Annotated in this window: 28 protein-coding genes; 19 read left to right on the top strand and 9 right to left on the bottom strand. The window is 68.5% G+C overall.

What is annotated here, in order from left to right:
• Positions 1-91: 91 nt before the first annotated feature.
• Complete coding sequence (locus G406_RS0123810) at positions 92-952, bottom strand: MlaE family ABC transporter permease (RefSeq protein ID WP_084216346.1); 861 nt, start codon at positions 950-952, stop codon at positions 92-94.
• Positions 953-996: 44 nt separating this feature from the next.
• Between G406_RS0123810 and G406_RS0123805 the strand changes: the two genes are divergently transcribed.
• The 6 genes from G406_RS0123805 (at position 997) to G406_RS0123780 (ending at position 4,498) form a co-directional block, all read left to right on the top strand.
• Positions 997-1,287, top strand: a complete 291-nt coding sequence (locus G406_RS0123805) for a hypothetical protein (protein WP_028935695.1) — start codon at positions 997-999, stop codon at positions 1,285-1,287.
• A 297-nt stretch (positions 1,288-1,584) separates the two neighbouring features.
• A complete protein-coding gene (locus tag G406_RS0123800; protein ID WP_028935694.1) occupies positions 1,585-2,340 on the top strand; it encodes a hypothetical protein in 756 nt (251 codons plus the stop codon).
• A 30-nt stretch (positions 2,341-2,370) separates the two neighbouring features.
• Positions 2,371-2,949: a cytochrome c oxidase subunit 3 family protein gene (locus G406_RS0123795; protein WP_028935693.1), complete on the top strand. Its 579-nt coding sequence runs from the start codon at positions 2,371-2,373 to the stop codon at positions 2,947-2,949.
• Positions 2,950-2,952: 3 nt separating this feature from the next.
• Positions 2,953-3,216 carry a cytochrome C oxidase subunit IV family protein gene (locus G406_RS0123790; protein WP_028935692.1) on the top strand — a complete coding sequence of 88 codons (264 nt, stop codon included), beginning with the start codon at positions 2,953-2,955 and terminating at the stop codon, positions 3,214-3,216.
• A 28-nt stretch (positions 3,217-3,244) separates the two neighbouring features.
• Positions 3,245-3,670, top strand: coding sequence for a hypothetical protein (locus G406_RS0123785; protein ID WP_028935691.1), 426 nt, complete (start codon positions 3,245-3,247; stop codon positions 3,668-3,670).
• Positions 3,671-3,676: 6 nt separating this feature from the next.
• A complete protein-coding gene (locus G406_RS0123780; RefSeq protein ID WP_051342573.1) occupies positions 3,677-4,498 on the top strand; it encodes a hypothetical protein in 822 nt (273 codons plus the stop codon).
• 67 nt (positions 4,499-4,565) lie between these two features.
• Here G406_RS0123780 and G406_RS0123775 read toward each other — a convergent pair whose 3' ends face one another.
• Complete coding sequence (locus G406_RS0123775) at positions 4,566-5,438, bottom strand: PaaX family transcriptional regulator (RefSeq protein ID WP_084216345.1); 873 nt, start codon at positions 5,436-5,438, stop codon at positions 4,566-4,568.
• Positions 5,439-5,806: 368 nt separating this feature from the next.
• Between G406_RS0123775 and G406_RS0123770 the strand changes: the two genes are divergently transcribed.
• From G406_RS0123770 to G406_RS57295, 7 genes are all read left to right on the top strand, one after another.
• Positions 5,807-6,982 carry an N-acetyltransferase DgcN family protein gene (locus tag G406_RS0123770; RefSeq protein WP_084216344.1) on the top strand — a complete coding sequence of 392 codons (1,176 nt, stop codon included), beginning with the start codon at positions 5,807-5,809 and terminating at the stop codon, positions 6,980-6,982.
• Entirely contained in the window at positions 6,979-8,094 is a 1,116-nt protein-coding gene (locus G406_RS0123765; RefSeq protein WP_028935687.1) for an alanine/ornithine racemase family PLP-dependent enzyme, read from the top strand. Before G406_RS0123770 ends, G406_RS0123765 begins: the two co-directional genes overlap by 4 nt.
• Before the next feature lie 27 nt (positions 8,095-8,121).
• Positions 8,122-9,231 (top strand): dipeptidase, encoded by a 1,110-nt coding sequence (locus G406_RS0123760; RefSeq protein WP_028935686.1) that lies wholly within the window; start codon positions 8,122-8,124, stop codon positions 9,229-9,231.
• A gap of 111 nt (positions 9,232-9,342) precedes the next feature.
• The gene (locus G406_RS0123755) at positions 9,343-10,221 is read left to right on the top strand and encodes an FAD binding domain-containing protein (protein WP_028935685.1); all 879 of its coding nucleotides are present in this window, start codon (positions 9,343-9,345) and stop codon (positions 10,219-10,221) included.
• Positions 10,214-10,711 carry a (2Fe-2S)-binding protein gene (locus G406_RS0123750; RefSeq protein WP_028935684.1) on the top strand — a complete coding sequence of 166 codons (498 nt, stop codon included), beginning with the start codon at positions 10,214-10,216 and terminating at the stop codon, positions 10,709-10,711. Before G406_RS0123755 ends, G406_RS0123750 begins: the two co-directional genes overlap by 8 nt.
• Positions 10,708-13,116: a xanthine dehydrogenase family protein molybdopterin-binding subunit gene (locus tag G406_RS49395; protein WP_051342571.1), complete on the top strand. Its 2,409-nt coding sequence runs from the start codon at positions 10,708-10,710 to the stop codon at positions 13,114-13,116. Before G406_RS0123750 ends, G406_RS49395 begins: the two co-directional genes overlap by 4 nt.
• Positions 13,113-13,313, top strand: coding sequence for a hypothetical protein (locus G406_RS57295; RefSeq protein ID WP_156935128.1), 201 nt, complete (start codon positions 13,113-13,115; stop codon positions 13,311-13,313). The genes G406_RS49395 and G406_RS57295 overlap by 4 nt, the downstream gene beginning before the upstream one ends.
• On the opposite strand, the gene G406_RS49390 is transcribed toward G406_RS57295, so the two are convergent.
• Together G406_RS49390 and G406_RS0123735 are read right to left on the bottom strand one after the other, a co-directional pair.
• On the bottom strand, positions 13,265-14,854 hold the full coding sequence (locus G406_RS49390; protein ID WP_084216342.1) for a DHA2 family efflux MFS transporter permease subunit: 1,590 nt from the start codon (positions 14,852-14,854) through the stop codon (positions 13,265-13,267). The two genes, G406_RS57295 and G406_RS49390, sit on opposite strands and share 49 nt — an antisense overlap.
• A gap of 1,149 nt (positions 14,855-16,003) precedes the next feature.
• On the bottom strand, positions 16,004-16,447 hold the full coding sequence (locus G406_RS0123735) for a MarR family winged helix-turn-helix transcriptional regulator (RefSeq protein WP_064743073.1): 444 nt from the start codon (positions 16,445-16,447) through the stop codon (positions 16,004-16,006).
• Positions 16,448-16,637: 190 nt separating this feature from the next.
• On the opposite strand from G406_RS0123735, the gene G406_RS0123730 reads away from it, so the two are divergent.
• From G406_RS0123730 to G406_RS0123710, 5 genes are all read left to right on the top strand, one after another.
• Entirely contained in the window at positions 16,638-17,519 is an 882-nt protein-coding gene (locus tag G406_RS0123730) for an NmrA family NAD(P)-binding protein (protein WP_028935682.1), read from the top strand.
• Positions 17,520-17,549: 30 nt separating this feature from the next.
• The gene (locus G406_RS0123725; protein ID WP_028935681.1) at positions 17,550-18,371 is read left to right on the top strand and encodes an SDR family NAD(P)-dependent oxidoreductase; all 822 of its coding nucleotides are present in this window, start codon (positions 17,550-17,552) and stop codon (positions 18,369-18,371) included.
• 137 nt (positions 18,372-18,508) lie between these two features.
• On the top strand, positions 18,509-19,357 hold the full coding sequence (locus G406_RS49385) for an AraC family transcriptional regulator (protein ID WP_037078282.1): 849 nt from the start codon (positions 18,509-18,511) through the stop codon (positions 19,355-19,357).
• 49 nt (positions 19,358-19,406) lie between these two features.
• Positions 19,407-20,351 (top strand): NAD-dependent epimerase/dehydratase family protein, encoded by a 945-nt coding sequence (locus G406_RS0123715; RefSeq protein WP_028935680.1) that lies wholly within the window; start codon positions 19,407-19,409, stop codon positions 20,349-20,351.
• Between the two features lie 29 nt (positions 20,352-20,380).
• Complete coding sequence (locus G406_RS0123710; RefSeq protein WP_051342570.1) at positions 20,381-20,773, top strand: pyridoxamine 5'-phosphate oxidase family protein; 393 nt, start codon at positions 20,381-20,383, stop codon at positions 20,771-20,773.
• A 13-nt stretch (positions 20,774-20,786) separates the two neighbouring features.
• Here G406_RS0123710 and G406_RS0123705 read toward each other — a convergent pair whose 3' ends face one another.
• Both G406_RS0123705 and G406_RS0123700 read right to left on the bottom strand, forming a co-directional pair.
• The gene (locus G406_RS0123705) at positions 20,787-21,530 is read right to left on the bottom strand and encodes a hypothetical protein (RefSeq protein WP_028935678.1); all 744 of its coding nucleotides are present in this window, start codon (positions 21,528-21,530) and stop codon (positions 20,787-20,789) included.
• On the bottom strand, positions 21,523-22,431 hold the full coding sequence (locus G406_RS0123700; protein WP_245607203.1) for a haloalkane dehalogenase: 909 nt from the start codon (positions 22,429-22,431) through the stop codon (positions 21,523-21,525). Before G406_RS0123700 ends, G406_RS0123705 begins: the two co-directional genes overlap by 8 nt.
• Positions 22,432-22,491: 60 nt before the next feature.
• On the opposite strand from G406_RS0123700, the gene G406_RS54490 reads away from it, so the two are divergent.
• Positions 22,492-23,088 carry a TetR/AcrR family transcriptional regulator gene (locus G406_RS54490; RefSeq protein WP_169736773.1) on the top strand — a complete coding sequence of 199 codons (597 nt, stop codon included), beginning with the start codon at positions 22,492-22,494 and terminating at the stop codon, positions 23,086-23,088.
• A gap of 39 nt (positions 23,089-23,127) precedes the next feature.
• On the opposite strand, the gene G406_RS0123690 is transcribed toward G406_RS54490, so the two are convergent.
• From G406_RS0123690 to G406_RS0123680, 3 genes are read right to left on the bottom strand one after another with little or no spacing between them, the layout of a single operon-like run.
• Complete coding sequence (locus tag G406_RS0123690) at positions 23,128-23,859, bottom strand: alpha/beta fold hydrolase (RefSeq protein ID WP_028935676.1); 732 nt, start codon at positions 23,857-23,859, stop codon at positions 23,128-23,130.
• 27 nt (positions 23,860-23,886) lie between these two features.
• Positions 23,887-25,020, bottom strand: coding sequence for an FAD-dependent monooxygenase (locus G406_RS0123685; protein ID WP_028935675.1), 1,134 nt, complete (start codon positions 25,018-25,020; stop codon positions 23,887-23,889).
• Positions 25,021-25,058: 38 nt separating this feature from the next.
• The gene (locus G406_RS0123680; protein WP_028935674.1) at positions 25,059-25,859 is read right to left on the bottom strand and encodes an alpha/beta fold hydrolase; all 801 of its coding nucleotides are present in this window, start codon (positions 25,857-25,859) and stop codon (positions 25,059-25,061) included.
• Positions 25,860-25,861 lie beyond the last annotated feature (2 nt).

Below are 25,861 nucleotides of genomic sequence, written 5' to 3'. Positions count from 1 at the left end.
GAGGGCCTGGCTTCCACCATTTCCGTTCGGTTCCGGCTGATCATCCGACTGAGTGCTCCGGTCGTCGACAACAGTCACAGCGCAGCCTCTCTCATCGGTTGATCAGAATGTCGGGGTTCAAACCGAGCAGAACGGCGTTGACGATGAAGTTGACGATCCACACGGCCGCGAAGCACAACACGACCGCCTGGTTCACCGCCCGCCCCACACCTTCGGCGCCGCCCTTGGAGTTGAGGCCCTTCTGAGCGCAGACAATTCCGATGAACAATCCGATCAGCAAGGTCTTGATGACTGTTCCGGCGAGCTCGGGCGCGGTCATGTTCGCCAGGAACACCGAGAAGAACGCGCCGTAGGAGACGATGCCGATCGCACATCCGGCGAGCGCCGCCAGGCCCGTGCCGATCGCGATGCCGACCAGGTCGAACGCGACGGTCATGATCGTGATCGCCAGGACACGGGGCAGAACGAGCGCGCGGACCATGTCGACGCCGAGCACCTTCAGCGCGTCGAGCTCCTCACGGACCTTGCGAGCGCCGAGGTCGGCCGTCATCGCGGTACCCATGACGCCGGCGACCGCCATGCCGGTACAGAACGGCGCGATCTCCCGGGCGGTGGCGAACACGAAGAAGAAGCCGAGGCGGTTCGGCGCACCGACCAGGGTCAGGATGTTGTACGCGTAGTTACCGATGAGGAAGCAGAAACCACCGACGCACAGCAACACCGAGATGTAGCAGAACCGGAGCAGGCCGTACATCTCCTCGAAGGTGTCCGCCCAGTACCCGCGTGGATTGCGGATGGCCGTCGAGAACAGCGCGGCGGTCAGCTGACCGACCTGCCCCACCTCGACGAGCAGACCGCGCACGCGCGAGGGCATCGCCTCCGCCAGCTCGGGGCCGCGTTCGACAGCGGCACCCGAACCGCCCGAGCCCGGTGGACCGGTCTGGACCGTCATGGCCGCCCACCTCGCCCGTCTGTTCCCAGTTGCCCAGTTCCCAGATGCACTGTGCGTTCTCCCGCTTCCGCCATGGGACCTCCTCGGTCCACAGCCGAGCCCGCGTCGATTCCGCGCTCGAGCTCAAGATCAACAAAATCGTGGTCAGGGCAACCGCCTCCGTGCCCTGCATCACCTACAACGACAGCAACCAAGTGACGGTGACTGTTTACTTTCTCGACTTCACCACACCGCGTGATTCCGGGTCGAGCGACTACTTTCCGCTGTCGGCCCGGAAGGTTCGACGACAAGCTCGGGACCAGCTGATCTGCACCTACGACACCAGAACCACATGATCAGAGCCTGAGCGTCCGGAAGATCCACAAGGATTTCACTGGCATTTGCTCACTCTCAGTGAGTGAAACCTGGGTCACATTCGCTCCGCGCATCGCCTACATAACCAGCTAGGTGATGTCTCTACCTGTCACAGATCGAACCCTTGACAGCCTACAGGCGCGGAAATACGGTTTCTTTCTATGTCATATTTCTGTCCGGGTTCCGGCACGTAAGGAGATCGATCCATGGCAACGGACGCAGATACAGGTGCCACACCGGCACCACCCTTGACCGGCGCGGCGGGACCGTCGGGCTCAGTGAAGGTCGGTCCGCTGGTCGTCGACTACCGGACCTGGAAGATGCTCGCCTGGTGCGGCCCCATCTTCATGGGGACGTTCGTCGTGTTCTGGGGCATCCTCGCCGGCAACATCCCGCCCTTCTCCCCCGCCGCGAGCGCGGTCGAGGTGAAGGAGCACTACCTGCAGAACTCGACGTCGATCATGATCGGCATGTCGGTCTGCCTCACGGTGACGTCGTTCTACATGGCGTGGGGCTGCGCGATCTCACAGGTCATGCGCCGGGTCCACACCGGCGACAGCCACCTGGCCAGCATCGAGATGATGGGCGCGACCATCACCGCCGCACCCATCATGACCGCCTGCGCGATCTGGCTGACCGCCGCGCACGAGGTCCAGGCGCTCTCACCCGAGATCATGCACATGCTCTACTGGTTCGGCTGGCTGCTGATCGACCTCGCCTACATGGTGACGTCGTTCCAGATCGCCGCGATCAGCATCGTCTTCATGCGCGACAAGCGGGAGAAGCCGCTGGTCCCGGCCTGGGTCAGCTGGTGGGGCTGGGTCACCTTCGCCTCGTTCTTCCCGGTGAGCCTGATCCCGTTCGTCACGACCGGACCGTTCGCGTTCAACGGCTCCTTCAACTTCTGGATCGCGTTCTTCACCTGGTTCATCTGGTGCCCGTCGCTGTCGTTCTACATCATCAAGGCCATTCCACGTCTCAAGGCGGAGGACGAAGCAGCCGCCGCTCTCGGTCGTCCCGCTCACGTCGACTGAGCTGTCATCGACCGAGAAAGAGCCCGACGAGTGGTAGCAACCGACCGCGTGAAGTCCAGGCGCCTTCCAGGATTGGAGGGCGTCTGGGTCTTCATTGCCGCGGACATGGTCATCTTCGCCGTTCTGTTCAACTCGTTCATGCAGGACCGGCACAAGAACCCAGCACTGTTCGAGGCGTCCCGGCACGCCCTGGACTACAATTTCGGCGGAATCAACACGTTGATTTTGCTGACCAGTTCGTGGTTCGCCGCGCTCGCCGTCGATGCGGCCAAGAAGGATCAGCCGGCACGCATTCCCGGCCTCATCATGGGGGCGTTCCTCTGCGGAATCGCCTTCATGGCGTCCAAGGCGATCGAGTACACCGGGAAGCTGTCCGGCGGCATCTCGATGATGACCAACGACTTCTTCATGTGGTACTTCTCGTTGACCGGTATCCACCTGGTTCACGTGATAGTGGGGAACGTCTTCCTGGCCATCGTATGGACCAAGGCGCGCGCTCGCGCCTTCGACGGCGGAAATCGCGTCTTCCTCGAGAGTGTCGTCTCCTACTGGCACATGGTGGACCTGCTCTGGATCATGCTTTTCCCACTGCTGTATCTCATGAGGTAACCCATGCCGATCGCCAAGAACCCCATCACGATCGTCTGGGCGATTCTGATGGTGGCCACCATCATCTCGACCTGGATGCTCTCCAAGGATGCGTTCGCTCCCCTGGTGGCCACCGTCGGAATCTTTCTCATCGCCGCGTACAAGATCCGCATGGTCATCCTCCGTTTCATGGAGGTGCGCCACGCACCGCGTGCCTGGCGGATCTATTTCGAAGCCTGGACCGTCGCGGTGACCGGAATGATCTTGACCTACTACTTCGTCGGATAACCCCGATCAATCCGTTCGGAAGGAAATCATGTACTTCTCAGGAAGTCGCACACTGGAGATCACCGCCACGGTGATCGGCGCGGCCGCGCTCGGCGCCGCGTTCTCCGGTACGGCCGTCGCGGCCACCCCCGGCACCGCCCAGGGCCTGCACACGTTCGAGATGCCGACCAGCAGCTCCGCCATGCCCACTCGGAACGACGAGTACCCGGACGTACCGGGCAGCGGGACCGACTCCGACATCGATCACAACTACCACGACGACACCCGGCCGAACTCGGCGTCCAACGCCAACCAGAACTCGTCACTCGCCCAGTGCGGCGCGGGCAACGAGAACACCGCCGGCCGGGACGAGTGCAAGGAGAAGAACGTGTACGACCACCGCTACGACCACGACTACTCCTACGACGGCGACCCGGACGGTAAGGGCAGCTCCGTCCTCGGCTCCCTGTTCTAGCGCGTCATGGTCACCCAAGCCATGCCGCTGCCACCGGTCGATCACCCGCTCAACCTGACAACCCAGGGCGTGCTGCTCTACGGAAGCTGGGTGCTCACCGCCGTCCTGTTGGTGTTCGCTGTGCAGCTCGGCCGGCGCGAGCGCACACCGTTCTACGTGCTGCTGGTGCTCGCGGCCATGGTCGGCGCGTTCGTCGAGCCGCTCTACGACACGGCGATGATGCTGTACTTCTACTCGACCGAGGGCATGGCGACGCACTTCACCGCGTTCGACATCCCTCAACCGCTGTGGACGCACAGCGGTTACGCGGTGCTCTACGCGAGCGCGGCCATCCTGATCACCCGTAGTGCCTGGCAGGGCACGCTCACCCGGCAGCGGCTCGGCGTCTTCGCCGGCACCGAGCTGCTCATGTCGTGTGTGTTCGAGATGATCGGCATCAACGGTGGCGCCTACGCCTACTGGGGCCCACACACCCTGCGCATCTTCCAGTACCCGCTGGTCATCGGCGTGCTGGAGACCGCTCAGGTCGTTGCGTTCGCCATCGCGGCCGCCCTGCTCCGGCAGCGGATGTCAGGTCGCCCGGTCACCTTGCTCTGGCTGTTCGTGATCTTTCCGTGCACGTTCCTCGGGGGAAACTTCGGAGCCGGCTGGCCCGTCATCATCGCCATCCATCTGGCCGAGCCGAACACCGCCATCACCGCCGGCGCGACGGTCCTGAGCATCGTGTTGGCAGGCCTGCTGGTCCGGGGAGCAGCAGGTTTCCTCCCGGTCCTGCAGCGCCGACCAGCCGTGGCAACCACCGCCGAGACCGCCCCCGTCGCCACCTAGCACCTCCATGATCATCACCGCCTGAGGGCTGTTTCACGCCGTGCAATCAGCCCTCAGGCGGTGGTGATCATGAGCGGGAGCTCGGTTCCGTTGCTCGCACTACCTCTTCCCAGCGTGTGCGCGCGCCAGGGCCCCATCTCGCGCGCAATGTCGCGAAGGTCTCGGCGGCCCGGCGGCCGATCCAGTTCGGCAGGACGTCCGGCGGCAGCTGCGGGTCCATCTCGGGAAACTTGCGCCACTCGTCGACCAGCGCCAGATATCGGAACAACAATTCGTCACCGGGCTCGGGTTCCAGGCCTTCATAGGTGTCGAGCAGCTTCGCGTACCGATCGGCGACGCCGTCCAGATTCCAGGCCCGTTCAATGATCTCCGGGGCGGTGAGGCCCGCATCCGTCAATCGTCCGATCGACACGATCGACGAATCGCGCAGGCCCAGTTCCTCGATGATCGCCCTGGTCTCGTCCAAACGATCAACGTGCGGATTGGTCCACAGCCCAGGGAAGGGGCTGCCGAATCCTGCCCAGCCCAGCGCGCTGTACAACCGTTTCCGGACGCCCTTGAGGTCCTGCGGGATGGTGACATTCAGGAATATGCCATTACCGTCCCAGTTCTCCGCACTGTCACTCAGTGAGGTGGCCCGCTGAGTGACCTCGTCGAGCAACTGCATCACCACGGGTTGAACCGACCAGCAGACGTTTCGCCCCACCCGTTCGCCACTGATCCAGCCCCGGTCGGATGCGCGCATGATCGCCTGCCGGACGGTCTGTTCCGATACTCCTAGCCCACGAAGCACATAAAGCAGTGACGCCGTCCACACCTGTTTGCCGTCGGGGACGACCAACTCGCCCAGAACGGTCAACAACAGAGAACGCGCGCTGCCTTCCGTCGGCGGCCCGCCTTGCCTGCGGTCGGATTCCGGCCTGATGGTCCTATCCGCCACGACCTATACCACCGCCAGGATTCCCGAAATCTCTGCTTGCGCCGACAAGAGCGACCCTACTGCCCGCGTTCGCCTGACACGCAGAGCGACTTACTTCCACAACCGACGATCATCACAACGACGGACGAACCATCTCGACGGCGCACGCGCACACGGAACCTCAGCTACCCCATCCTGTCCCGGGAGACACAGGTCACCCTCCAGAATCTCCCGGAAAAAATCGACACGGGGTATGGAGCGGGACCGACCGGGTAGGCTCCACGAGTCGGCAACTTTGCCGTCCCTCAGGGCAGACCACTCGCGCAACGTTGGGCCTACCGGCCCCGCCACGATCCCGTCGCCTTCTCTGAGCCTTCTCAGAGGACTTCATGTCGTCGCTCAGCAATGGCTCCCCTTCTCTCGACGCGCCCACCCAGAGCGGGTCGAGGGCTCCCGCGGTTCCTTTCACCCTGCCCACCGGCTCCACCGCCGTCGTCTACTGCGAGGGCCAGTTCGGCGAGCAGGACGGTAAGACCGCCAACGGGCTGGTGCGGCACTCGGAGAAGTACGAGGTCCTGAGCGTCATCGACAGCCTCCGGGCCGGCGTCGACTCCGGGCAGTTCCTGGACGGCACCGCGAACGGCATCCCGGTGCTGGCGTCGCTCGTCGAGTGCCTCGCCCACGCCGGACGGGTACCCGACTACCTGATCTGCGGGCTCGCGCCCGCCGACGGGCTGCTGTCGGACGACCAGCGGATCGTGCTGCTCGACGGCATCGCGCGCGGGATGCACATCATCAACGGGCTGCACGAGTTCCTCAACGACGATGCCGAGTTCGTCGCGGCCGCCGTGATCGCCGGTGTCACCATCACCGACGTGCGTCGCCCGAAGGCCAAACGGGACCTGCACCTGTTCTCCGGCCGGATCGTGGACGTGACCTGCCCGAGGATCGCGATCCTCGGCACGGACGGCGCGATCGGGAAGCGGACCACCGCCACGTTGCTGGTCGAAGCACTCAACGCGCACGGCATCAGGGCCGTCATGGTCGGCACCGGTCAGACCACCCTGATCCAGGGCGGGAAGTACGGCGTCGCACTGGACGCGCTGGTCCCCCAGTTCTGCTCGGGTGAGGTCGAGAACCAGGTCGTCGCCGCGTTCGAGAACGAGGACCCCGACGTGATCGTGGTCGAGGGACAGGGCGCGCTCAGCCACCCCGCCTACCTGACCTCGGCGCACATCGTGCGGGGCAGCCGTCCCGCCGGCGTGATCGTCCAGCACGCTCCCAAGCGCAGGATGCTCGGCGACTTCCCGATGGTGCCGATGCCGACCGCGGCCAGCGAGATCGCGCTGATCGAGGCGTTCGCCGACACCCGCGTCATCGGCGTCACGATCAACCACGAGGAGATGACCGCCGACGAGCTGGACACCGCGATCGCCGAGCATCACCTCCAGCTCGGCCTCCCGGTCACCGACCCGCTGACCCGGCCCGCGTCGGAGCTGGTGGACATGGTGCTGGCAGCGTTCCCGGCACTCGCCACGACGGCCGATACGAGCACACCCGGGTGACCGCGCCGCGGATCGAGAGCGATCTCGACAAGCTCGAACAGAACACCCGTTCGCTGGTCGACCGGCTGATGCCCACGGGCATCCGGGTCACCGGGGTCACCAAGGCCGTGCTGGGATCGCCCGAGATCGGCGCCGCGATGCTGCGCGGCGGTGCCTCGGGCCTCGGCGACTCCCGGGTCCCGAACCTGACCCGGCTGGCGGGACCCGGCCGGTCGGCATCACGGACGTTGATCCGCTCGCCCATGCTCAGTCAGGCACGACGGGTGGTGGCGGTCGCCGATGTCAGCCTGAACACCGAGGCCGTCGTGCTGGCCGCCCTCGACGGTGCGGCGTTGCGCGCGGGACGGACGCACGGGATCGTGCTCATGATCGAGCTGGGCGACCTGCGTGAGGGCATCGCTCCCGACGACGCCGCCGACGCCGCGCGTGTCGTCCTCGACCATCCGTCGCTGCGGCTCGTCGGGCTCGGCGCCAACCTCGCCTGCCAGAACGGCGTCGTACCCGACGACCGGAACATGGGTGTCCTCAGCGGCCTCGTGGACGACATCGAGGCGCTGCACGGGATCTCACTCGGCACCGTCTCGGGCGGCAACTCCGCCAACCTCGGCTGGGCACTGAGCACGGGCGCGGTCGGCAGGATCGACGAGCTCCGGCTCGGCGAAGCCATTCTCCTCGGCGTCGACCCACTGCACCGGACACCGATCGCCGGCCTGCACACGGACGCCTTCACCCTGATCGCCGAGGTCATCGAGGTCGCCACGAAACCCGCTCAGCCCTGGGGAGACCGTGCGCAGGCCGCCTACGGCGAGGCGCCGGTCCGCACCGGCATCGGCACGGTCCGTCAGGCGATCCTGGCGCTCGGCCGTCAGGACGTCGAACTCGACGGTCTGTGCCCTCCCGACGGCATCACGATCCTCGGGATGAGCAGCGACCACCTGGTCGTCGAGCTGGGGGACCATCTCGTCGCCGTCGGCGACGAGCTCGCCTTCGGCGTCGCCTACGGCGCCCTCGTCCAGGCGATGACCTCTCCGTTCGTCGCCAAGGTCGAGCACCTGGGACGCCACACCCAGCGGCCCGACCGTGTGCACCTCGCCGAAGTCTCCGGTGGGTAGGGCGCTCGCCTCTGGTGAGGGAACCGGATGACCTACCGGGCCGACCCGCTGCTGATGGCGCGGGCCCAGGCACTGCTGGCCGAGTATCCGGTGATCGACGGGCACAACGACCTGCCCTGGGCGCTGCGCAAGCAGGTCGGCTACGACTTCAGCCTGCGTGACATCGCCACCGACCAGTCCGGGCACCTGCACACCGACCTGCCCCGAATGCGTGCCGGCGGCGTCGGCGCGCAGTTCTGGTCGGTCTACGTCCCCGCCGAGCTGAGCGGGGACGCCGCGGTCGCCGCCGTGCTGGAACAGGTCGACTGCGTTCACGCCATGGCGGAGCGTTATCCCGACCAGCTGCGGCTGGCACGCTCAGCCGCCGACGTCCTCGACGCCAGAACCGACGGACGGATCGCCTCCCTGCTCGGCGCCGAGGGCGGGCATTCCATCGCCTGCTCGCTGGGTACCCTCCGCGCGCTGTACACATTGGGCGTCCGCTACCTGACCCTCACCCACAACCACAACGTGCGGTGGGCGGACTCCGCCACCGACGAGCCGGTCGCTCGCGGGCTGACCCGGTTCGGCGTCGCGGTCGTTCACGAGATGAACCGTCTGGGCATGATGGTGGACCTGTCCCATGTCTCCGCCGACACGATGCGCGACGCGCTCGGGGCGACACGGGCGCCGGTGATCTTCTCCCACTCGTCCGCGCGCGCCCTCTGTCCGCATCCGCGCAACATCCCCGACGACGTGCTGACCCGGCTACCCGCCAACGGTGGCATCGCCATGGTCACCTTCGTGCCGCGGTTCATCCTGCCCCGGCGTAAGCCTCGGCAGGTCGCCACAGTGGCCGACGTCGCCGACCACCTGGACCACATGCGTGAGGTCGCCGGAATCGACCATCTCGGTATCGGCGGAGATTTCGACGGCACCAGATCCACCCCCGACGGGTTGCCGGACGTCTCGGGCTATCCCAACCTGATCGCCGAGCTCATGGGCCGAGGCTGGTCCACCACCGATCTGGCCGGCCTCACCTGGCGAAACGCACTGCGTGTCCTGCGTGACGTCGAGGACGTCTCGACGAGCCTGCGCCGCACCGAACCACCGTCACTCGCCACGATCGACGAGCTCGACGGCCCTCGGTCCGCCTAGACGCCGACCCTGAAGAAACGGTTCTGCCTGGTCAGCACGTTTGACTGAGCGATGAGGGACCGGGCGTGCGAGCATGCTGGTGCGCTTGCCGACCGTCGAGGAGGACGTGCCGTGAAGCTGCCGCCGTTCGCCTATCACCGCGCGGGGTCGCTCGAAGAAGCCACGTCGCTGCTCGACGAGCACGGCGAGGACGCCCGGGTACTGGGCGGCGGCCAGAGCCTCCTGCCGCTCATGGCGCTGCGGATGTCCCGGCCCGAGCTGCTGGTCGACATCACCGGTGCGGCCGATCTGCAAGGTCATGTGGCGAGCGAGGAGCAGGTGGTCGTGTCGGCCGCGGTCACCACCGGGGCGGCGGAGGCGAGCCCCGAGATCCGGGACGCACACCCGCTGCTCGTCGCGTGCCTAGGCCAGGTCGGGCACGTGGAGATCCGGTCGAGGGGCACGCTGTGCGGTTCCGTGGCGCACGCCGACCCGGCCGCCGAGATTCCGGCGCTGCTGTTGGCCCTCGACGGTTCGGTGCAGGTCGCGTGTGCCCGGGGGCGACGGCGGATCGCGGCCGAGGACTTCCTGCTCGGGCCCTACACGAACGCACTCGACGAGGGTGAGCTGGTCGCCGGGGTCGAGCTGCCGTGTCCGTCCCCCACCTCGGGCTGGTCGGTGCGGGAGATCGCCCGGCGTCAGGGGGACTTCGCTCTGGTCGGCGTCATCGTGGTGCTCGACGCCGACCCGGACGGCCGCTGCACGCAGGCCAGGGTCGCGCTGTTCGGTGTGGCGGGTGCGCCGGTCCGCGCCACCGCCGCCGAGCAGCTGCTGGTCGGCGAACCGCTGAGCGACGGGCTGTTGAGCGAGGCCGCCGAGCACGCGTTCGACGGGGTGGACGTCCTGGGTGACCTGCACGGCTCGGCGACCTACCGCCGCCGCGCCGGCACCCGGCTGGTTCGACGGTCGCTGGCCGAGGCGGCCGGCAGGTTGGCGGTGGCACATGCGTGAGGCACACGAGCCGGCGCCGGTCCGGCTCATCATCAACGGGCGCGCCGAGACCGGCCACGTCACGCCACGCACCACGCTCGCCGACCTGCTGCGTCACGAGCTGGGACTGACCGGAACCCACCTGGGCTGTGAACAGGGTGTGTGCGGGGCCTGCACGGTGCTGCTCGACGACCTGCCGGTACGCAGCTGTCTCACGCTGGCGGTGCAGGCCGAGGGCGCGCGGGTGGACACCGTCGAAGGCCTCGCCGGTGGTGACATGCATCCGTTGCAGGAGAAGTTCTGGAAGCACCAGGCGCTGCAATGCGGATTCTGCACACCCGGGTTCCTGATGGCGGCCGTTGCGGCGGTGCGAGAGGCACCCGCGATGACCCGGGACGAGATTCGAGCGCGGCTGTCCGGCAACATCTGCCGGTGCACCGGCTATCAACCGATCATCGACGCGGTGGCCGAGTACTCCGCCGAGCTCGGTGAACGAGGCGAGCGGTCGTGAGCCTCACCGAGGGTTGGGTCGGCAGGCGGGTCCGCCGGGTCGAGGACCCGCGCATCCTGCTCGGCCGGGGTCGCTACGCCGACGACGTCACGCCGACCCGATGTCTGCACGCCGCGTTCGTCCGTTCGCCCGTGGCACACGCCGAGATCGCCGCCATCGAGGTGGCGGCGGCGCTGCGGGCGGACGGGGTGCACGCGGTCTACACCGCCGACGACGTCAACCCGCTGTGCCGGTCGTGGAAGGGACTGCTCGACTGGCCGGGGCTGGTGTCCGGCGACCAGCGGCCGCTGGCCACCGGCAAGGTGCACTACGTCGGCGAGCCGGTCGCGATCGTGGTGGCCGCCAGCCGGGCGGAGGCCGAGGACGCCGCCGAGCTCGTCGAGGTGGAGTACTCCGACCTGACCGCGGTGACCGACCCGATCCGCGCGGTGGAACCCGGCTCGGTCCTGGTCCACGACGAGCTCGGCACCAACCTGGCGTTCGAGGGCCGCTTCGGCGGTGGTGACGTGGAGGCGGCGTTCGCCGAGGCGGCGGAGGTCGTCGAGATCGGCATGTCGACCGCGCGGCACACCGCCACCTCGATCGAGCCGAGAGGGGCGGTCGCCGAGTTCGACCCGGTCGCCCGCGCGTTGACCGCGCGGTTGTCCACGCAGGCCCCGCACATGCTGCAGTCGACGTTCGCGGAGCTGCTCGGCCTGCGGGAGAGCAGCGTGCGCATCCTCACCGACGAGGTCGGCGGCGCGTTCGGCATGAAGGCGCACGTGTATCCGGACGAGCTGGCCACCTGTCTGGCGAGCATGCTGCTGGGCCGCCCGGTCAAGTGGATCCAGGACCGCGCGGAGGCGCTGCAGTCCGACACCCAGGCACGCGACGAGCGCGTCGTCGCGGCGGTGGCGCTCGCGGCCGATGGGACCATCCTCGGGATGCGCGCCGAGGTGATCAGCGATGGTGGCGCGTTCTCCGTCTACCCGCGCACCATGGTCACCGAGGGCATCCAGGTGGCGACGATCATGCCGGGGCCGTACCGGGTGCCGGTGTACCGCGCGCATCTGCGGGTGGCGATCACGAACAAGGCCCCACTCGCGGTGTACCGGGGGGTGGGCCACCCGGTGGCGATCCTGGTGATGGAGGCGCTGCTGGACGAGGCGGCCCGCCGGCTCGGGATCGACGCCGCCGAGCTGCGCAGACGCAACCTCATCAACCCCGACGAACTGCCGTTCACCTCGGTCACCGGGCACGTCTACGACAGCGGGTCCCATCAGGAGTCGCTGCGCCTGCTGCTGCGGGACATCGGGCCCGAGGCGCTGGCCGAACGCAAGGAACAGGCACGCACCCGGGGCGCTCTGCTCGGTGTCGGGCTGGCCTGTTTCGTCGAGGTCACCGCACCCGGCGTGGCGTTCTACGGCGCCCGGGGCGCCCCGATCACCGCGCACGACCAGGTCGAGGTGCGGATGGAGGCGGACGGTTCGGTCACCGTCCTGCTCGGCACCCCCGGCCAGGGCCAGGGCTTGCACACCACCGCCGCGCAGGTCGTCGCCGACCATCTGGGTGTGTCGTTCGAGCAGATCACCGTGCTCAGCGGCGACACCAAGACCGTTCCGCACGGAACGGGTGTCTGGGCCAGCCGGTCGGCCGTGGTCAGCTCCGGCGCCGCCGCGTCGGCCTCGCGTGAGGTCCGGGAGCGCATCCTCGCCATCGCCGGGCACCTGATGGAGGCGGACCCGGCGGACCTGGAGCTGGTCGACGGGCAGGTCCGGGTGACCGGGGCGCCGGGTACCCGGATGGACGTGGGCGCGGTCGCCGAGGTGGCCCACTGGCGGACGCAGAAGCTGCCGCCCGAGCTGCGGGTCGGGCTGTCCGTGGTCGGTGAGTACGTCGGGCCGAACGTCACGTTCAACAACGGCGCACACGCGGCCGTGGTGGAGATCGACGAGGACAGCGGCCTGGTGCGGCTGGTCGGCTACAGCTGTGTCGAGGACTGCGGGGTGTTGATCAACCCGACGATCGTCGACGGCCAGATCCGGGGCGGCGTGGCGCAGGGCGTCGGCGGGGCGCTGCTGGAACGGCTGTACTACGACGAGGACGGCCAGCTGCTCACCTCGACGCTGCTGGACTACCTGCTGCCGGCCGGTTCGGACCTGCCCGACATCCACATCACCCACATCGAGACGCCCAGCCCGCTCACCGCGTTGGGTGTCAAGGGCGCGGGCGAGGCGGGAGCGGCGGGCGCTCCGGCGGCGGTGCACAACGCGGTGAACGACGCGCTCGCGCAGCGTGGCGCCCGGGTGTGGCACCAGCCGATCACCCCGGAGCGGGTGCTGCGCGCGCTCGACGAAGCGGCCGGCCGGCCCTGGCCGGAGCCCGCGGACGATCCCGCGCTGCCGACGCCCGAGGGGCCGGCGTGACCGAGCCCGAGGACGCTCGGTCCTCGCCGGGTGGTCCCGTGCCCACGGCCCGTCCCGGTGTCTCGCCCACGGTCCGCTGGGTCGCGATCGCCGCCGCGACGGTGGCGGTGGCGCTGTTGTCCCGGCTGACCAGGTGGCTGCGCCGCGGCTACATCTCGACCGGCTCGGCCTTGGCGCCACCGGCCGGGCGGCCATGACGTAGGAACAACGCGCACACCATCGCGCCGATCGTGGCGACCCCCACGATGAGGAAGATATTGCTGTAGGCCTGGGCCTGGACGCGCAGGTGCAGCTGTTGCCACAGCGGGATCAGCCCACCGGGCCCGCCCTGGCCCATGGCGACGATGCGCGGGTCCTCGACCGTGCCGAACCCGTGCAGCAGCGCCGACCGGTCGGCCCAGAACTGTGCCTGCTGCGCGGTGGCCAGGCCGGTGAGCGCGGCGAGCCCGAGCGCCGCGGCCACCCGCTGGAACAGGGTGGTGAACGTACTGCCGGCGCCGGTGAGCGACGGCGGCAGCACGGCGATGCCACTGGTGATGATCGGCATCATGGCCAGCCCGACCCCGGTGGCCCTGATCACCATCCACCAGGACAGCTCGGCGCGGGTCACGTCGGCGTTGATGCCGGCGAGCATCAACGTCCCCACGCCGTCGATGCCCAGCCCGACCACGGCGAGCCATCGTGCCCCGATCCGGTCGTACAGCCGCCCCGCCAGCGGCGTCATGATCACCAGCGCTGCCGCCTGCGGCAGCACCGTGAGGCCGGTGTTCATCGCGGTGATGTTCTGCCCCTGCTGCAGGAACACCGGGATGTAGAAGAAGCCGGCGAACAGACCGACGAACAGCACGCTGACCAGCAGCATCGAGTTGAGGAACGGCAGGTTGGTCAGCGGACGCACGTCCAGTAGAGGCTCGGCGGTGTTCAGCTCGATGATCGCGAACAGTGCCAGCAGGTTGATCCCGGCGACGGTCAGCATCAGCACCCGGTAGCCGGTCCAACCCCAGTCGCTGCCTTCGGAGACCGCCAGGAGCAGGCAGAACAGACCGGCGGCAACACAGATGAACCCGGGCAGATCGAACCGTTTGCCGGGTGAGGCGGGGAACCTGGGCAGCACCGCGATCGCGGCGATCGCGCCCAGCACACCGACCGGCACGTTGATGTAGAAGATCAGCCGCCAGTCGAAGTACTCCACCAGGTAGCCGCCGATCGTCGGTCCGACGCCGGGTGCGACGACGATGCCCAGCCCGTACATGCCCATCGCCATGCCGAGCTTCGACGGCGGCACCATGCGCAGCAGGATCGTCATGCAGGTCACCGGGATGACCCCGGCCGGGAGCGCCTGCAACACCCGAAAGATGATCATGCTCTCCAGGTTCTCCGCCATTCCGCACGCCGCGGAGAACAGCGAGAAGCCGAGCAGCGAGATCAGGTACAGCCGACGCATCCCCAGCCGCTCCCCCAGCCACGAGCTGGTCGGCACGATCACCCCGAGAGCGAGCGTGTAGGCCGTGGTGACCCACTCGATGTCGGTGAGCGAGACCCCGTACTCCTTCTGCATGTTGGGGATGGCCACGTTCACAATGCTGGTGTCGAGGACCGACATGAACATGCCGACCACCACCACGCCCAGCGGCAGTCCCCACTTCTCGGTCACGTAGCTCGTCGGAGCGGGATTGGGCTCCGCCTCTACCCCGGCCTCGGGGCGAGGACGGGTTTCCGTCTCGACACTGCGCGTCATCTCGCCCGCCCTTATCCCTAGCTCGCCGATTTACCGGGTAAGTCTTGTTTCAGAACTCACCCAGCTAGGTTGCAATGTACTATGCAGCGCGAGAGAGGGCACGTGCCCGTTTCGTCTGGACCTCGGAGTGGCGGGCGCATCCCCGCCGGCTCTCCATGGTCTTGGCGTGGCCGCCCGCTCTCAACCCCCGGCTGACGCCGGCCTCGCGCGGGTTCCTGGTTGCGCTGCCTCGGGGGCGAGGTTTCAGGGTTGACAGCGGGCGGCCACGCCAAGTGCTTAGCCAGGATCGCGGGGAAAGGCGCAGTGTGCGTGCACGCCGTGCGGGAGTGGAGTGCACGCCGTGCCTGCTGGCAGGCCGATGGCGCTTTCGTTGCGCATCGGGCTGCGCCCTCGCGCGATCACGTAGTCCCAGGAGTCTCTGTGGTCACTTTGGTCGCGCCTCGCAGAGCTTCATGTTGCGTCGCAGATGTTGGAACATGTGCGACGCAACCTGAGCCTCTGCGAAGTCACCCGGCGCGTTACGGGTGTGGCAGGTGGGGTGATCTTGGGCGGCGGGCGCGTGCACACAACGAGCGCGGTGCACCCCGAGACCGTGAGGGGTGCGCGGCACAGCCGCGGCCAGCAACAGCGCCGCGCAGCTCCCCCTCACCCGCGATCCTGGCCGACACTTGGCGTAGCCAGGATCGCGGGGATGGGAGTGGTCTGCGTGCATGCCGCAGGTGGCTGCGCCCCCACACAATCACGCAGTCCCAGGAGTCTCGGTGGTCGCTTCTGTCACGCCTCGCAGAGCTACGTGTTGCGTCGCAGATGTTGGAACATGTGCGACGCAACCTGAGCCTCTGCGAAGTCACCCCGGGCGTTACGCGTGTGACAGGTGGGGTGATCTTGAGCCCTGGGTGCACGTGCACTCAACGAGCGCGGCGCAGCCGTGACCAACACAAGCGCCGCACAGCTCCCCCATCCCCGCGATACTGGCCGGCACTTGGCGTGGCCGTCCGCTGTCAACCCTGAAACCTCGCCCCCGAACGGCGTGCAACCAGGAACCCGCGCGAGGCCGGCGTCAGCCGGGGGTTGAGAGCGGGCGGCCACGCCAAGCACACTCGATGGCCAGCGGGGATGCACACTGACGAGCCAGCGGAGACAGAAACCTCAACCCAACCGCTCATCCGACGCAAGCTCGTTGAGCTGCTCCCGCAGCTGGTCGGCCACGGCAGCCCCCAGCAGCGACCCGACCTGATCCTGGACCGAACGCCACAACACCGACGCCTCGCCGTACTGCCGCTTCCCCTTCTCGGTCAGCGTCACCAGGACACTGCGCCGGTCCGAGGGACTCTGGCCCAGCGAGATCAGGCCACCACGCTCCAGCGGACGCAACGAGTGACCGAGCCCTGAGCGATCCAGTACGAGTACCCGAGCCAGCTCGTTGATCGTCAGGGAGCCGCCGGCGGCGAGCTCGCGGAGAATCGCGTACTGGGTCGAGCGGAGACCCGAGGGCTCGAGGACGTCGTCGTACAGCGCGGTCATCCGCCGTGACGCCTTACGCAGCGCCGTCGCGTAACAGTCCCTGGTCGCCGAGACCCTCGACTCCTCCATCGTCACACCTCCACGCGTCCGCCGCCCCGACCAGGGAAGCATCCCCTACCCCGAAGGCAACGACGTGCGCGGAGTTCTCATGTCGAAAAACTACGGGCATATGCCCATAATCACAATGGGCATATGCCCGTAAATGATCGCGTTACAGGTTCACGAACGACACAGCCACCCCACGAAGGGACATGCCGCAATGGCTCACCTGCTCATCACCGGCGCCACAGGCAAGACCGGCTCCCACGCCACCACGACCTTGCTGGGTCGAGGTCATCAGGTTCGGGCGCTCGTGCACCGTGTCGACGAACGTTCCGAACGGCTCGCCGAGGCCGGTGCCGAGATCGTCACCGGGGATCTGCTGGATCTCGACGCGGTCGCCAAGGCCACCCAGGGCATCGAGGCGGCATACCTGACCTACCCGATCGCGCCCGGACTCATCGACGCCACCGCGACGCTGCTGCAGGCGGCCGAGGAGAACCACGTCGGGGCGCTGGTGAACATGTCCCAGATCTCGGCCCGGCGCGACGCGGGCAGCAACGCGGCCCGGCAGCACTGGATCGCCGAACGCGTGCTCGACCACTTCAGTGGGACCGTGACCCACATCCGCCCGACGTTCTTCGCCGAGTGGCTCCTGCACTTCCGCGACGAGACGACCGGTGACCTGCGGCTGCCGTTCGGCGAGGGCAGGCACGCCCCGATCCCGGCGGAGGACCAGGGACGGCTGATCGCGGCCATTCTCGAAGACCCCGCTCCGCACGCCGGGAAGATCTATCCCCTCTACGGCCCGGTCGAGCTGGACCACCACCAGATCGCCCGCGCGGTCTCCGAGACCCTGGGATATCCGGTCCGCTACGTGCCGGTCGAGATCGAGGAGTTCCAGGCCCAGCTGGAACGGACCGGGCGCAGCCCGCACCTGATCCAGCACCTGTCGAACGTCGCCATCGACTACCGCAACGGCATCTTCGCCGGCACCAACGACGTCATCCGGACCATCACCGGCACCGAGGCGCTCACCGTCGAGGAGTTCGTCGAGCGCAACCGGCAGCAGTTCGACGCCCACGCCTCCCATAACCGCTGACCCACCATCCACCGGCAAGGAACCCACATCATGTCCTCAACCTGGCTCATCACCGGCGCCACCTCCGGCTTCGGCCGACTGATCGCCGACCGCGCACTCGCCGCCGGCGCGCAGGTGATCGCGGTCGGCAGGCGAACCGACCGACTCGACGACCTGGTTCGCTCCGCACCCGAGGGGCAGCTGACCACCCTCGCGCTCGACCTCACGGCGCCGGACGCCGAGCGGACACTGGCAGCGGCCGTGCGGGATGCCGGTCGGCTGGACGTCCTCGTGAACAATGCGGGCTACGGGGTGTTCGGCGCCGTCGAGCAGACCAGCGCCGAGCAGGTTCGCGCGGTACTGGAGACCAACGTGCTGGCCAATCTGGCCGTGCTCCGGGCGAGTCTGCCCGCGCTACGCGAATCGCGGGGTCGCGTGGTTCAGCTGTCCTCGCTCATCGGGCAGTTCGCCTTTCCCGGCTCCGGACTGTACTCGGCGTCCAAGGCCGCCGTGGAACTGTTCAGCGAGGCCCTCGCCCATGAGGTCGCCCCGACCGGAGTCCGGGTGACCATCGTCGAACCCGGCACGTTCGCCACCGAGTTCCTCGGTTCCGCCGCCGTCGTGCCGCCCGACGACACCTACGCCCCGACCGTGGGCGCCGCCCTGTCCCAGTTCTCGTCCGCGCCATTGGAGTCCCTCGGGCGCCCGGAGACGGTTGCGGACGCGATCCTGGCCGTCGCCGCGATGACGGACCCACCGCTGCGCCTCGCCGTCGGAGCGGATGCGGTCACCGGCATCCGGGCCTCACTTCAGTCGCGGCTCGCCGAGCTGGACAAATGGGAATCCTTCAGCCCGCTGACCGTCGACGCCTGAGCACCGGACCTGCTCGGCCTCGTGAGTGGTGAGGGTGCCCCGGGGCGCCCTCACCACTCACGAGCGAAATCAGTTTGGTCGTCCCGTGCCCGCCGGGCGTAGGTTACTGATCCGGAACGAGTCGGCGGGACGGTGCGGTGGCTGGGGAATCGTCGTACCAGGAGCGGGCGCCGGCACCCGCTCTCGCCGCGCTCGCATCCTCGGTCTGGATCCAGCAGGTCGGCGCCGCGGCCGTGACGCAGCGGCACGAGCCGCACGGCGGAGCCGAGGTGCGCTGTGTCCTCGGTGAGGTCCCCCAGCTGCTCGGGCCACTGACCACCGCGACGCATCGGGAGATTCCCGAGGGGCGCACGGTCGTCGGGGTGCGGTTGCGTCCGGGCGTGCTCGGCAGCCTCGTCACGGTGTCGGCCGACGAGCTCATCGATCAGGACATCCCGGGCACCGACATCTGGCGAGACATGGCCAGGCTGACGGACCGCATCGGGGACGCCACCACACCGAGTGTTGCGCTCACCGCGCTCCAGTCGTTCGTCGCGCGATCCGCCGGTGAGCCGGACCTGCTGGTCGACGAGGCCGTCCGGCGTCTCATGCCCTGGCACCCCGGAGGAACAGCCGCTCTGCCCGCGCTGCTGTCGATCTCGGAACGGCAGCTGCGGCGCCGGTGCAGGGCCTCGGTCGGCGTGGCGCCGAAGGAGCTGCACCGCATCCTGCGCGTGCGAGGTTTCAGCGCACGTGTGCAGGCCTGGATCGCCCGCCGGGGCGACCCGGAGGTCGATCTCGCACGGTGGGCCGTCGAGAGCGGCTACCACGACCAGGCCCACCTCACCCGCGAGTGCCGCAGGCTCCTCGGGGTGACTCCCGGGGACTTCGTCGCCCAGTCGAGCTCGACGTGCGCGTGCGACCACGACCATTCCGCGTCCTACGTCCCGATGCTCCGCCCAGCGGATGGCCGTTTCGTACAAGAGCGGCGACCCGTCCCCGCCTAACGTCGCTGTCACGCGGCTCACGAGCCCGACACAGCATGGAGGGGAACGAGTGATCCTTGTTACCGGCGGCCTGGGTTCGATCGGGTCCCACACCGCGCGGGCGCTGCTCGACCTGGGTGAATCCGTCGTCCTCACCGCCCATCGGTCCACCCGGCTACCCGAGCACCTCGCCGGTGACGATCAGGTCGTCGTCGAGCACCTGGACACGACGGACGAGGCGGCCTTCCTCGACATCGGGAAGCGACACGACATCACCGGCATCGTGCACCTCGCCGCTGCCCCCTACGACCTGGCCGATCCGGTGCGGTACCTCCGCGCCGACACCCTCGGCCTGCTCAACGCGCTGCAGGCGGCGACGGCGTGGGGCGTGCGTCGGTTCGCCGTCGCCAGCAGCATCGCCGCGTACCTCGGGGTCGAGGAGTCCCCGTTGCGTGAGGACGTCCCGCTCCCGGTGATAGCCGCGCACCGGATTCCGGTGTTCAAGAAGACCGCCGAACTGTTCAGCGCGCTGGCCGGCGACAGTGCCGGGTTCGACACGGTGAGCCTGCGGATCGGCACGGTCTGGGGCCCTCTTGGCGTGCCCGACAACCCCTTCACCCCCCTTCCGCGCCTGCTCAACGCTGCCGTCCGCGGCGAGGCTCCGGATCTCAGCCCGCCCCGGCCACCCGCTTACGCCGAAGACGCGAGCGACCTATGCTACGTCAAGGACTGCGGCCGGGCCATCGCGCTGCTCATGCTCGCCGACCGGCTCGGCCACCGCATCTACAACGTCTCCAGCGGACGTCTCGTGCGGTACAGCGAGGTCGTCTCGGCCATCAACGCCGCTGTCCCTGGCGCGGCCATCACGCTCCCCGAGGGCCGCGACCCCGACCGCCCCACGGACACCCATTTGGACATCACCCGGCTGCGGGAGGACACCGGGTTCGCGCCGCGGTACGACGTCGAGCGGTCCGTCACCGACTACGTCGGCTGGCTGACCCGACATGACCGCTGACCCACCCGTCACCGCTGGAGAGGACCGCCATGACCCTGCTCGACGATGAAGCCATCGCCCTGTTCACCGGGCAGAACATCGCCCACGTCGCCACGCTCCTGCCTGACGGCGGGCCGCACTCGGTCCCGGTGATGATCGACATCGAGGGTGACCACCTGGCGTTCTTCACCTCGCCCCGGTCACGCAAGGGCCGCAACCTCGCCATCGACGACCGCATCGCCCTGTCGGTGACCGACCGCGAGAACTTCGTCCGCGGCGTGCTCGTCCTCGGCCGCGTCGTGAAGAGGGTGGGCGGCGACGAAGGCTGGGAGATCGTCGACCGCATCTTCGCCAAGTACACCGGCGGCAGCTACCCGAGGCAGGAGAGCCGCGAGGTGTTCCTCGTGGCACCGAGCCGGGTGATCGTCCCGGCGTTCGGCTGAGGTGCCACCCGCGTCATGACACGTCGACGTCGTGCATCTCGACGGTGATGAACCGGAAATTCGGGTCGTGCCTGTTCGTCAGGGGGTCGCGCGGGTAGACGTGGCGCAGGGTCGGGATCGTGAAGCCGCCGAAGGTGCGGTGCCCGGAGGTGTAGTGCGCGGCGGGCGAGCTGCCGACGACCCTCGGTGCGTAGTCCATCCTGCGTTGCAGGAACCGGTCGTCGAAATAGAACACCTGCTCGGTGCTGTGCGTCGCGATCGACTCCGGGAAGGTGACTTGCAGCCGCCGCCACGTCTCGTCACCTTCCTGCCACGGCTCGATCTCGCTGGTCCGCACACCCGGGTAGGTGAGCAGGAACGGAAAGGTGAGGTAGTTCCAGAGTGCGTAGTTGACGAAGTACGCGAGCTGCACGATGTCCCACCGGGAGTCCGCCGTGTGGCCCGCGAACGAGTCCGCCGGACGCTCACGGCCGTCCACCGTCTCACCCTTGAGGGTTTCCACCCGCACTCGTTCCGGTGCCACCTGCAGTGTCGACCGGAGCCGGGGGTCGGTGAACGAGCCCAGACTGGTGTGTTGCACCGCGGGGTCCACCCGCAGGGACATGCGGTCGAGGCCGCTGGACCAGCCCTTTCGCTCCCAGAACGGCCCGCTGAGCGACACCTCCGCGCGCAGCGCGCTCACCTGGTTCCAGCGGCTCTCCCCACCGTGCGCGTCGAGGACGCGTGACAACAGTCCGGGCGCGTCACCGTCAGCCATCGATCGTGCCCGACTTCAGCCAGTCCGCGACGGCCTGCCCGATGAGCGTGCCCGAGTCCTCCTGCACGAAGTGCGAACCGGGCACCGTCACCTCGGTCTGGTCCGGCCAGGTCCGGCAGAACTCTCGCTGCCGACCGTTCAGGATCGCTCCCGGCTCGGCGTTGACGAACAGCTTCGGCAACCCAGCCGTCGCCGCCAGCCAGCCGGAGTACTCGGCCACGATCTCGACGATGTCGGCGGGCTCGCCCGCGATGGGGAGCTGACGCGGCCAGAGCAACGTCGGCAGGCGGTCCTCGCCGGGTGTCGTGAACGGCCTGCGGTACTCGTCCATCTCCTCCTCGGACAGTGAGCGCAGGACCGAACCGGGCAGCACTCGTTCCACGAACATGTTGTCCCGCAGGATCATCTGCTCGCCAGCGGGCGAGCGGAAGCCCTGGAAGACCCGCCTGGAGGGTTCCGGCCAGTCCTCCCAGTCCGGGATCGGCCGGACGATCGCCTCCAGATAGGCGATGCCGCGGACCCGGTCGGGGTGGCGGCGGGCCCAGTCGAAGCCCAACGCGCTTCCCCAGTCGTGCACCACGAAGGTGACCGGCTCCCCCGGTTCGAGCACCTGGTCGAGCAGGCCGTCGAGGAACTCCCGGTGGCGGGCGAAGGTGTAGCGCCGGGCATCGTCGGCCGGGAGCTTGTCCGAGTCGCCCATGCCGATCAGGTCCGGGACGAGGCAGCGGCCCAGTCCGGTCAGCTCGGGCACCACGTCGCGCCACAGGAACGACGAGGTCGGGTTGCCGTGCAGTAACACGATCGCCGGACCCGCACCCTGCTCGACGTAGGCCATCCGGGCTCCGTCGACGTGCGCGTACTGCTTGAGTTCCCGCCAGGCTGCCGGGTTCGTCAAGGTCACCGCCTCCTCCATCAATCTGCAATGGAGATTACAAAACTCAGCGACTATTCTGCAATGGTCATGTCAAAACGTGGACCCGGCCGGCCTCCGGCGTTCGACCGCACCGCGGTCCTGGACACCGTCATGCGCATGTTCTGGCGGCACGGGTACACGGCCGTGTCGATGCCGGACGTGTGCGCCGCGACCGGCCTGTCCACGTCCAGCCTCTACAACTCGTTCGGCACGAAGCTGGACCTGTTCGTCGCGGCGCTGGCGCGCTATCACGACACGGTCCTGGAGGCGTTCATGCTCGGCCCCATGGCGCGGGGCGAGCAGGGACTGGACGACGTCGAGGCCTTCCTCGACCGGCTGGGCTCGACCCTGGACGCGACCGTGGCCCGGGGCTGCCTCGCGGTCAACACCATCGCGGAGTTCCGCGATCCGCCGCCGTCGGTCGCCGAGCACACGGCCCGGTACCGGCAGCTGCTACGGATGAGCCTGCGAGCGGCCCTGGGCCGCGCGGCGGAGCTCGGTCAGATCCCACCCGATTCGGTCGATGCCCGTACCGAGGCGCTCGTCCCGATGGTCCTGGCCTACAACCTGCTCACCGCGGCGCAGGCACCGACCCAGGAACGCCGCGAGCTACTGAGCACCGCTCGCGGGCTTGCTCGTCACTGATCAGGTCCGGGACCTGCTGATGGCCACATCCCCCGTGGCCTAGTGCTGGGCGGACACCGTCGCCAGCAGCGCCTCGGCAAGCCCGTCGGGCTGGGTGAAACACGCCTCGTGGCTGCCGGGCGCGGCGGTCGGGCTGACACCGAGCCGGTCCGCGAACCGATCCCAGGCGAGCTCCCCCGGAGGCATGACGATGTCGTCGGTACTCAGCACGTACGAGACCGGCACCGACAGCGAGTCCGGGTCGAGCGGGGTGACGGTCTCGGTGAAGTACTGGAACGGTTGGCGCACCAGGAGCTGGTACGTCAGGTGCCGCACCGGCTCGGGCGCGTCCTGGATGAACTTCTCCCGCCAGACCTCGTACGGCAGCACGACCGTGTTGTCGCCCGACTCCCGAGCTGTCCGGGTGAACAGCTCGCGATGGTCCGGCGGCACCTCGTCGAACAGGCCCCTGCCCTCCGCCGGGACGAACGCACTCCAGTACACGAGCCCGCGCAGCCGGTCCGCGAGCCGAGGGGCGGCGTGGGTGATGACGTAGCCGGCCCAGCTGTGCCCGATGAGGGTGACGTCGCGCAGGTCGTACCGCGCGATCAGGTCGACCACGAAGTCTCCCGCGTCGGCGAGCGAATACCCACGCGGGTCCTCACCGTCGGCGAGGCCGGGCAGGGTCGGGGTGAGTACCCGGTGCCCGTGGGCGCGTAGCCGCTCGGCGACCGGACGCCACGTCCACCCGCCGTGCCACGCGCCGGGGATCAGCACGAACGTCTCTGTCATGGGACTCCTTTGTCCGACGGTCCGAGATCAGGCGGCGAGCGGGGTCGTCCACGCGTCGTAGCTGTAGACCCAGTCGACGTCGGTGCGTTGCTTCAGCCAGGTGTTCGTGCGTGAGCTGAGCTGGACCCGCGAGGTGCGCGGTTTGCGGATCGCCTCGAAGCGGCCGAAGGCCTCGGCGATGCCCGCCCGGTCGCCCACACCGTCGAGCAGGCGAGCGAGCACGACCGCGTCCTCGAGCGCCATGGCGGCACCCTGCGCCATGTACGGGGTCATCGGGTGGCACGAGTCGCCGAGAAGGGTCACCGTGCCGTCCGACCAGCTGTCCAGCGGATCGCGGTCCACCAGTGCCCATTTGTGCACGTCGGGGCAGGCTCGCAGGGTGCGCTGCACCTGCGGGTGGAAGCCGTCGAACGCGGCGCGCAACGTGTTCATGTCGCCCTTCGCCGACCACGACTCGACGGTGAACTCCGGCTCGGGCTGGCTGGTCACGAAGTAGACCTCGCTGCGGTCCGGCTTGACGTAGTAGATGACGATGTGACGGTCCGGGCCCCACCATTTCGTGCACTCGTCGAGCTCGTACCCGCCGAGCAGCTCGGCGGGGAACGTCGTGCGGTACGCGATCCGGCCGGTGAAGTTGGCCTCGGACGCACCGAACAGGAGGTCCTTCACCGTCGAGTGGACACCGTCCGCGCCGATCACGGCGTCGGCCACGGTCGAGGAGCCGTCGGCGAAGGTGAGCCGGACCCCGTTCGGGTCCTCGTCGAGGCCGACGAGCGTGTGACTGAGCCGGACGTTCCGCGCCGGAACCGCACTCAGGAGCGCTTCGTGCAGGTCACCCCGGTGGCCGAGGAGGTAGGGAGCCCCGTACTTCTCCTCGGCGGATGGGCCGAAAATCTGGTCGAACCGCACCTCGCCGGTCTGCCAGTCCTTGTTGTTCCAGGACCGAGGGTAGAAGGCGGCCGCGCGCATCGTCGGTTCGAGTCCCAGCCCGCGCAGCACGTGCATGGCGTTGCAGCCGATCTGGATGCCGGCACCGAGGCGACTGAACCGCCGGGCCTGCTCGTAGACGGTGGCGTCGACACCGACGCGCCGCAGCGCCGCGGCGGTGGCGAGCCCGCCCATGCCGGCACCGATGATTGCGATGGTCGGTCCCGAGGTCATCGTGTGGTCTCCCGATCGTTGGTCCGAGGGCCGGTGCGTCACAGGCCGGTGAGGAAGGTGCGCACCGCGCGGGCGAACGCTTCGGGGTTCTCGACGTTCGACAGATGGCCCGCGTCCGGGACGACCTCCAACCGCCCGTCGCGCACGCCGTCGCGGATGGCCTCGGACAACGGCTTCGGGGTCTTGTGGTCCCGGTCGCCCCACAACACGAGGGTCGGCGCGACGACCTCGGCGAGTCGATCGGTCACGTCGGCGCCGAAACAGGCTCGGACCGCGCCGAGGTAGCTGTCCCGCTTCATTTCCCCCATCGCACTCGCCACCGCACTCGCACCCGGACTCGTGGGGTCCTCGAAGGTGTCGATCAGGTACTTCGCGGCCACCTCGGTCATCGGGGCGGACTCGGCGTGCGCGACCATCGCCGAGATGCGCGCCAGAGCGACGGCGGGCGGCAGTGCCGCGAAGCTGTCCGCCACGACGAGAGCGGAGACCCGGTCCGGCCGCGCGGCCGCGTAGGCGAGCGCCTGGATGCCACCCATCGACACACCCACCAGCGCCGCGCGGTCGACGCCCGCGTCGTCGAGCACCCGGTCGATGTCACTGACCCAGTCGTCGACACCCATTTCCGGGGCCGGCGCCGAGTCGCCGTGACCGCGGGTGTCCGGCACCAGCATGCGGAACGAGCCGGACAGCTCCGCCATGACCGGCCGCCACACCGCGCCCCGGGTCGCCAGGCTGTGCAGCAGGACGATCGCGGGCGCCGAGGATGGGCCGTCCATCGCGTAGGAGATCGACGGTCGCGCCACCGTCGTTCGGACCCGAGTGGCGGATTGCTGTTCCATAT

This window comes from Actinospineispora spinosispora DSM 44797 (assembly GCF_000429025.1).
Taxonomy (GTDB): domain Bacteria; phylum Actinomycetota; class Actinomycetes; order Mycobacteriales; family Pseudonocardiaceae; genus Pseudonocardia; species Pseudonocardia spinosispora.
Note: the sequence above shows the minus strand (reverse complement) of the source record. Positions and strands in the feature narration are given on the sequence as shown.

Coding starts and splice junctions, on each gene's coding strand:
- G406_RS0123790 (WP_028935692.1), top strand. CDS start 2,953: ATGCCGATCGCCAAGAACCCCATCACGATCGTCTGGGCGATTCTGATG.
- G406_RS0123805 (WP_028935695.1), top strand. CDS start 997: ATGCACTGTGCGTTCTCCCGCTTCCGCCATGGGACCTCCTCGGTCCAC.
- G406_RS49390 (WP_084216342.1), bottom strand. CDS start 14,854: ATGACGCGCAGTGTCGAGACGGAAACCCGTCCTCGCCCCGAGGCCGGG.
- G406_RS0123780 (WP_051342573.1), top strand. CDS start 3,677: ATGGTCACCCAAGCCATGCCGCTGCCACCGGTCGATCACCCGCTCAAC.
- G406_RS0123705 (WP_028935678.1), bottom strand. CDS start 21,530: ATGGCTGACGGTGACGCGCCCGGACTGTTGTCACGCGTCCTCGACGCG.
- G406_RS0123680 (WP_028935674.1), bottom strand. CDS start 25,859: ATGGAACAGCAATCCGCCACTCGGGTCCGAACGACGGTGGCGCGACCG.
- G406_RS0123735 (WP_064743073.1), bottom strand. CDS start 16,447: ATGGAGGAGTCGAGGGTCTCGGCGACCAGGGACTGTTACGCGACGGCG.
- G406_RS0123685 (WP_028935675.1), bottom strand. CDS start 25,020: ATGACCTCGGGACCGACCATCGCAATCATCGGTGCCGGCATGGGCGGG.
- G406_RS0123725 (WP_028935681.1), top strand. CDS start 17,550: ATGTCCTCAACCTGGCTCATCACCGGCGCCACCTCCGGCTTCGGCCGA.
- G406_RS0123770 (WP_084216344.1), top strand. CDS start 5,807: ATGTCGTCGCTCAGCAATGGCTCCCCTTCTCTCGACGCGCCCACCCAG.
- G406_RS0123810 (WP_084216346.1), bottom strand. CDS start 952: ATGACGGTCCAGACCGGTCCACCGGGCTCGGGCGGTTCGGGTGCCGCT.
- G406_RS0123730 (WP_028935682.1), top strand. CDS start 16,638: ATGGCTCACCTGCTCATCACCGGCGCCACAGGCAAGACCGGCTCCCAC.
- G406_RS0123785 (WP_028935691.1), top strand. CDS start 3,245: ATGTACTTCTCAGGAAGTCGCACACTGGAGATCACCGCCACGGTGATC.
- G406_RS0123710 (WP_051342570.1), top strand. CDS start 20,381: ATGACCCTGCTCGACGATGAAGCCATCGCCCTGTTCACCGGGCAGAAC.
- G406_RS54490 (WP_169736773.1), top strand. CDS start 22,492: ATGTCAAAACGTGGACCCGGCCGGCCTCCGGCGTTCGACCGCACCGCG.
- G406_RS0123690 (WP_028935676.1), bottom strand. CDS start 23,859: ATGACAGAGACGTTCGTGCTGATCCCCGGCGCGTGGCACGGCGGGTGG.
- G406_RS0123750 (WP_028935684.1), top strand. CDS start 10,214: ATGCGTGAGGCACACGAGCCGGCGCCGGTCCGGCTCATCATCAACGGG.
- G406_RS0123760 (WP_028935686.1), top strand. CDS start 8,122: ATGACCTACCGGGCCGACCCGCTGCTGATGGCGCGGGCCCAGGCACTG.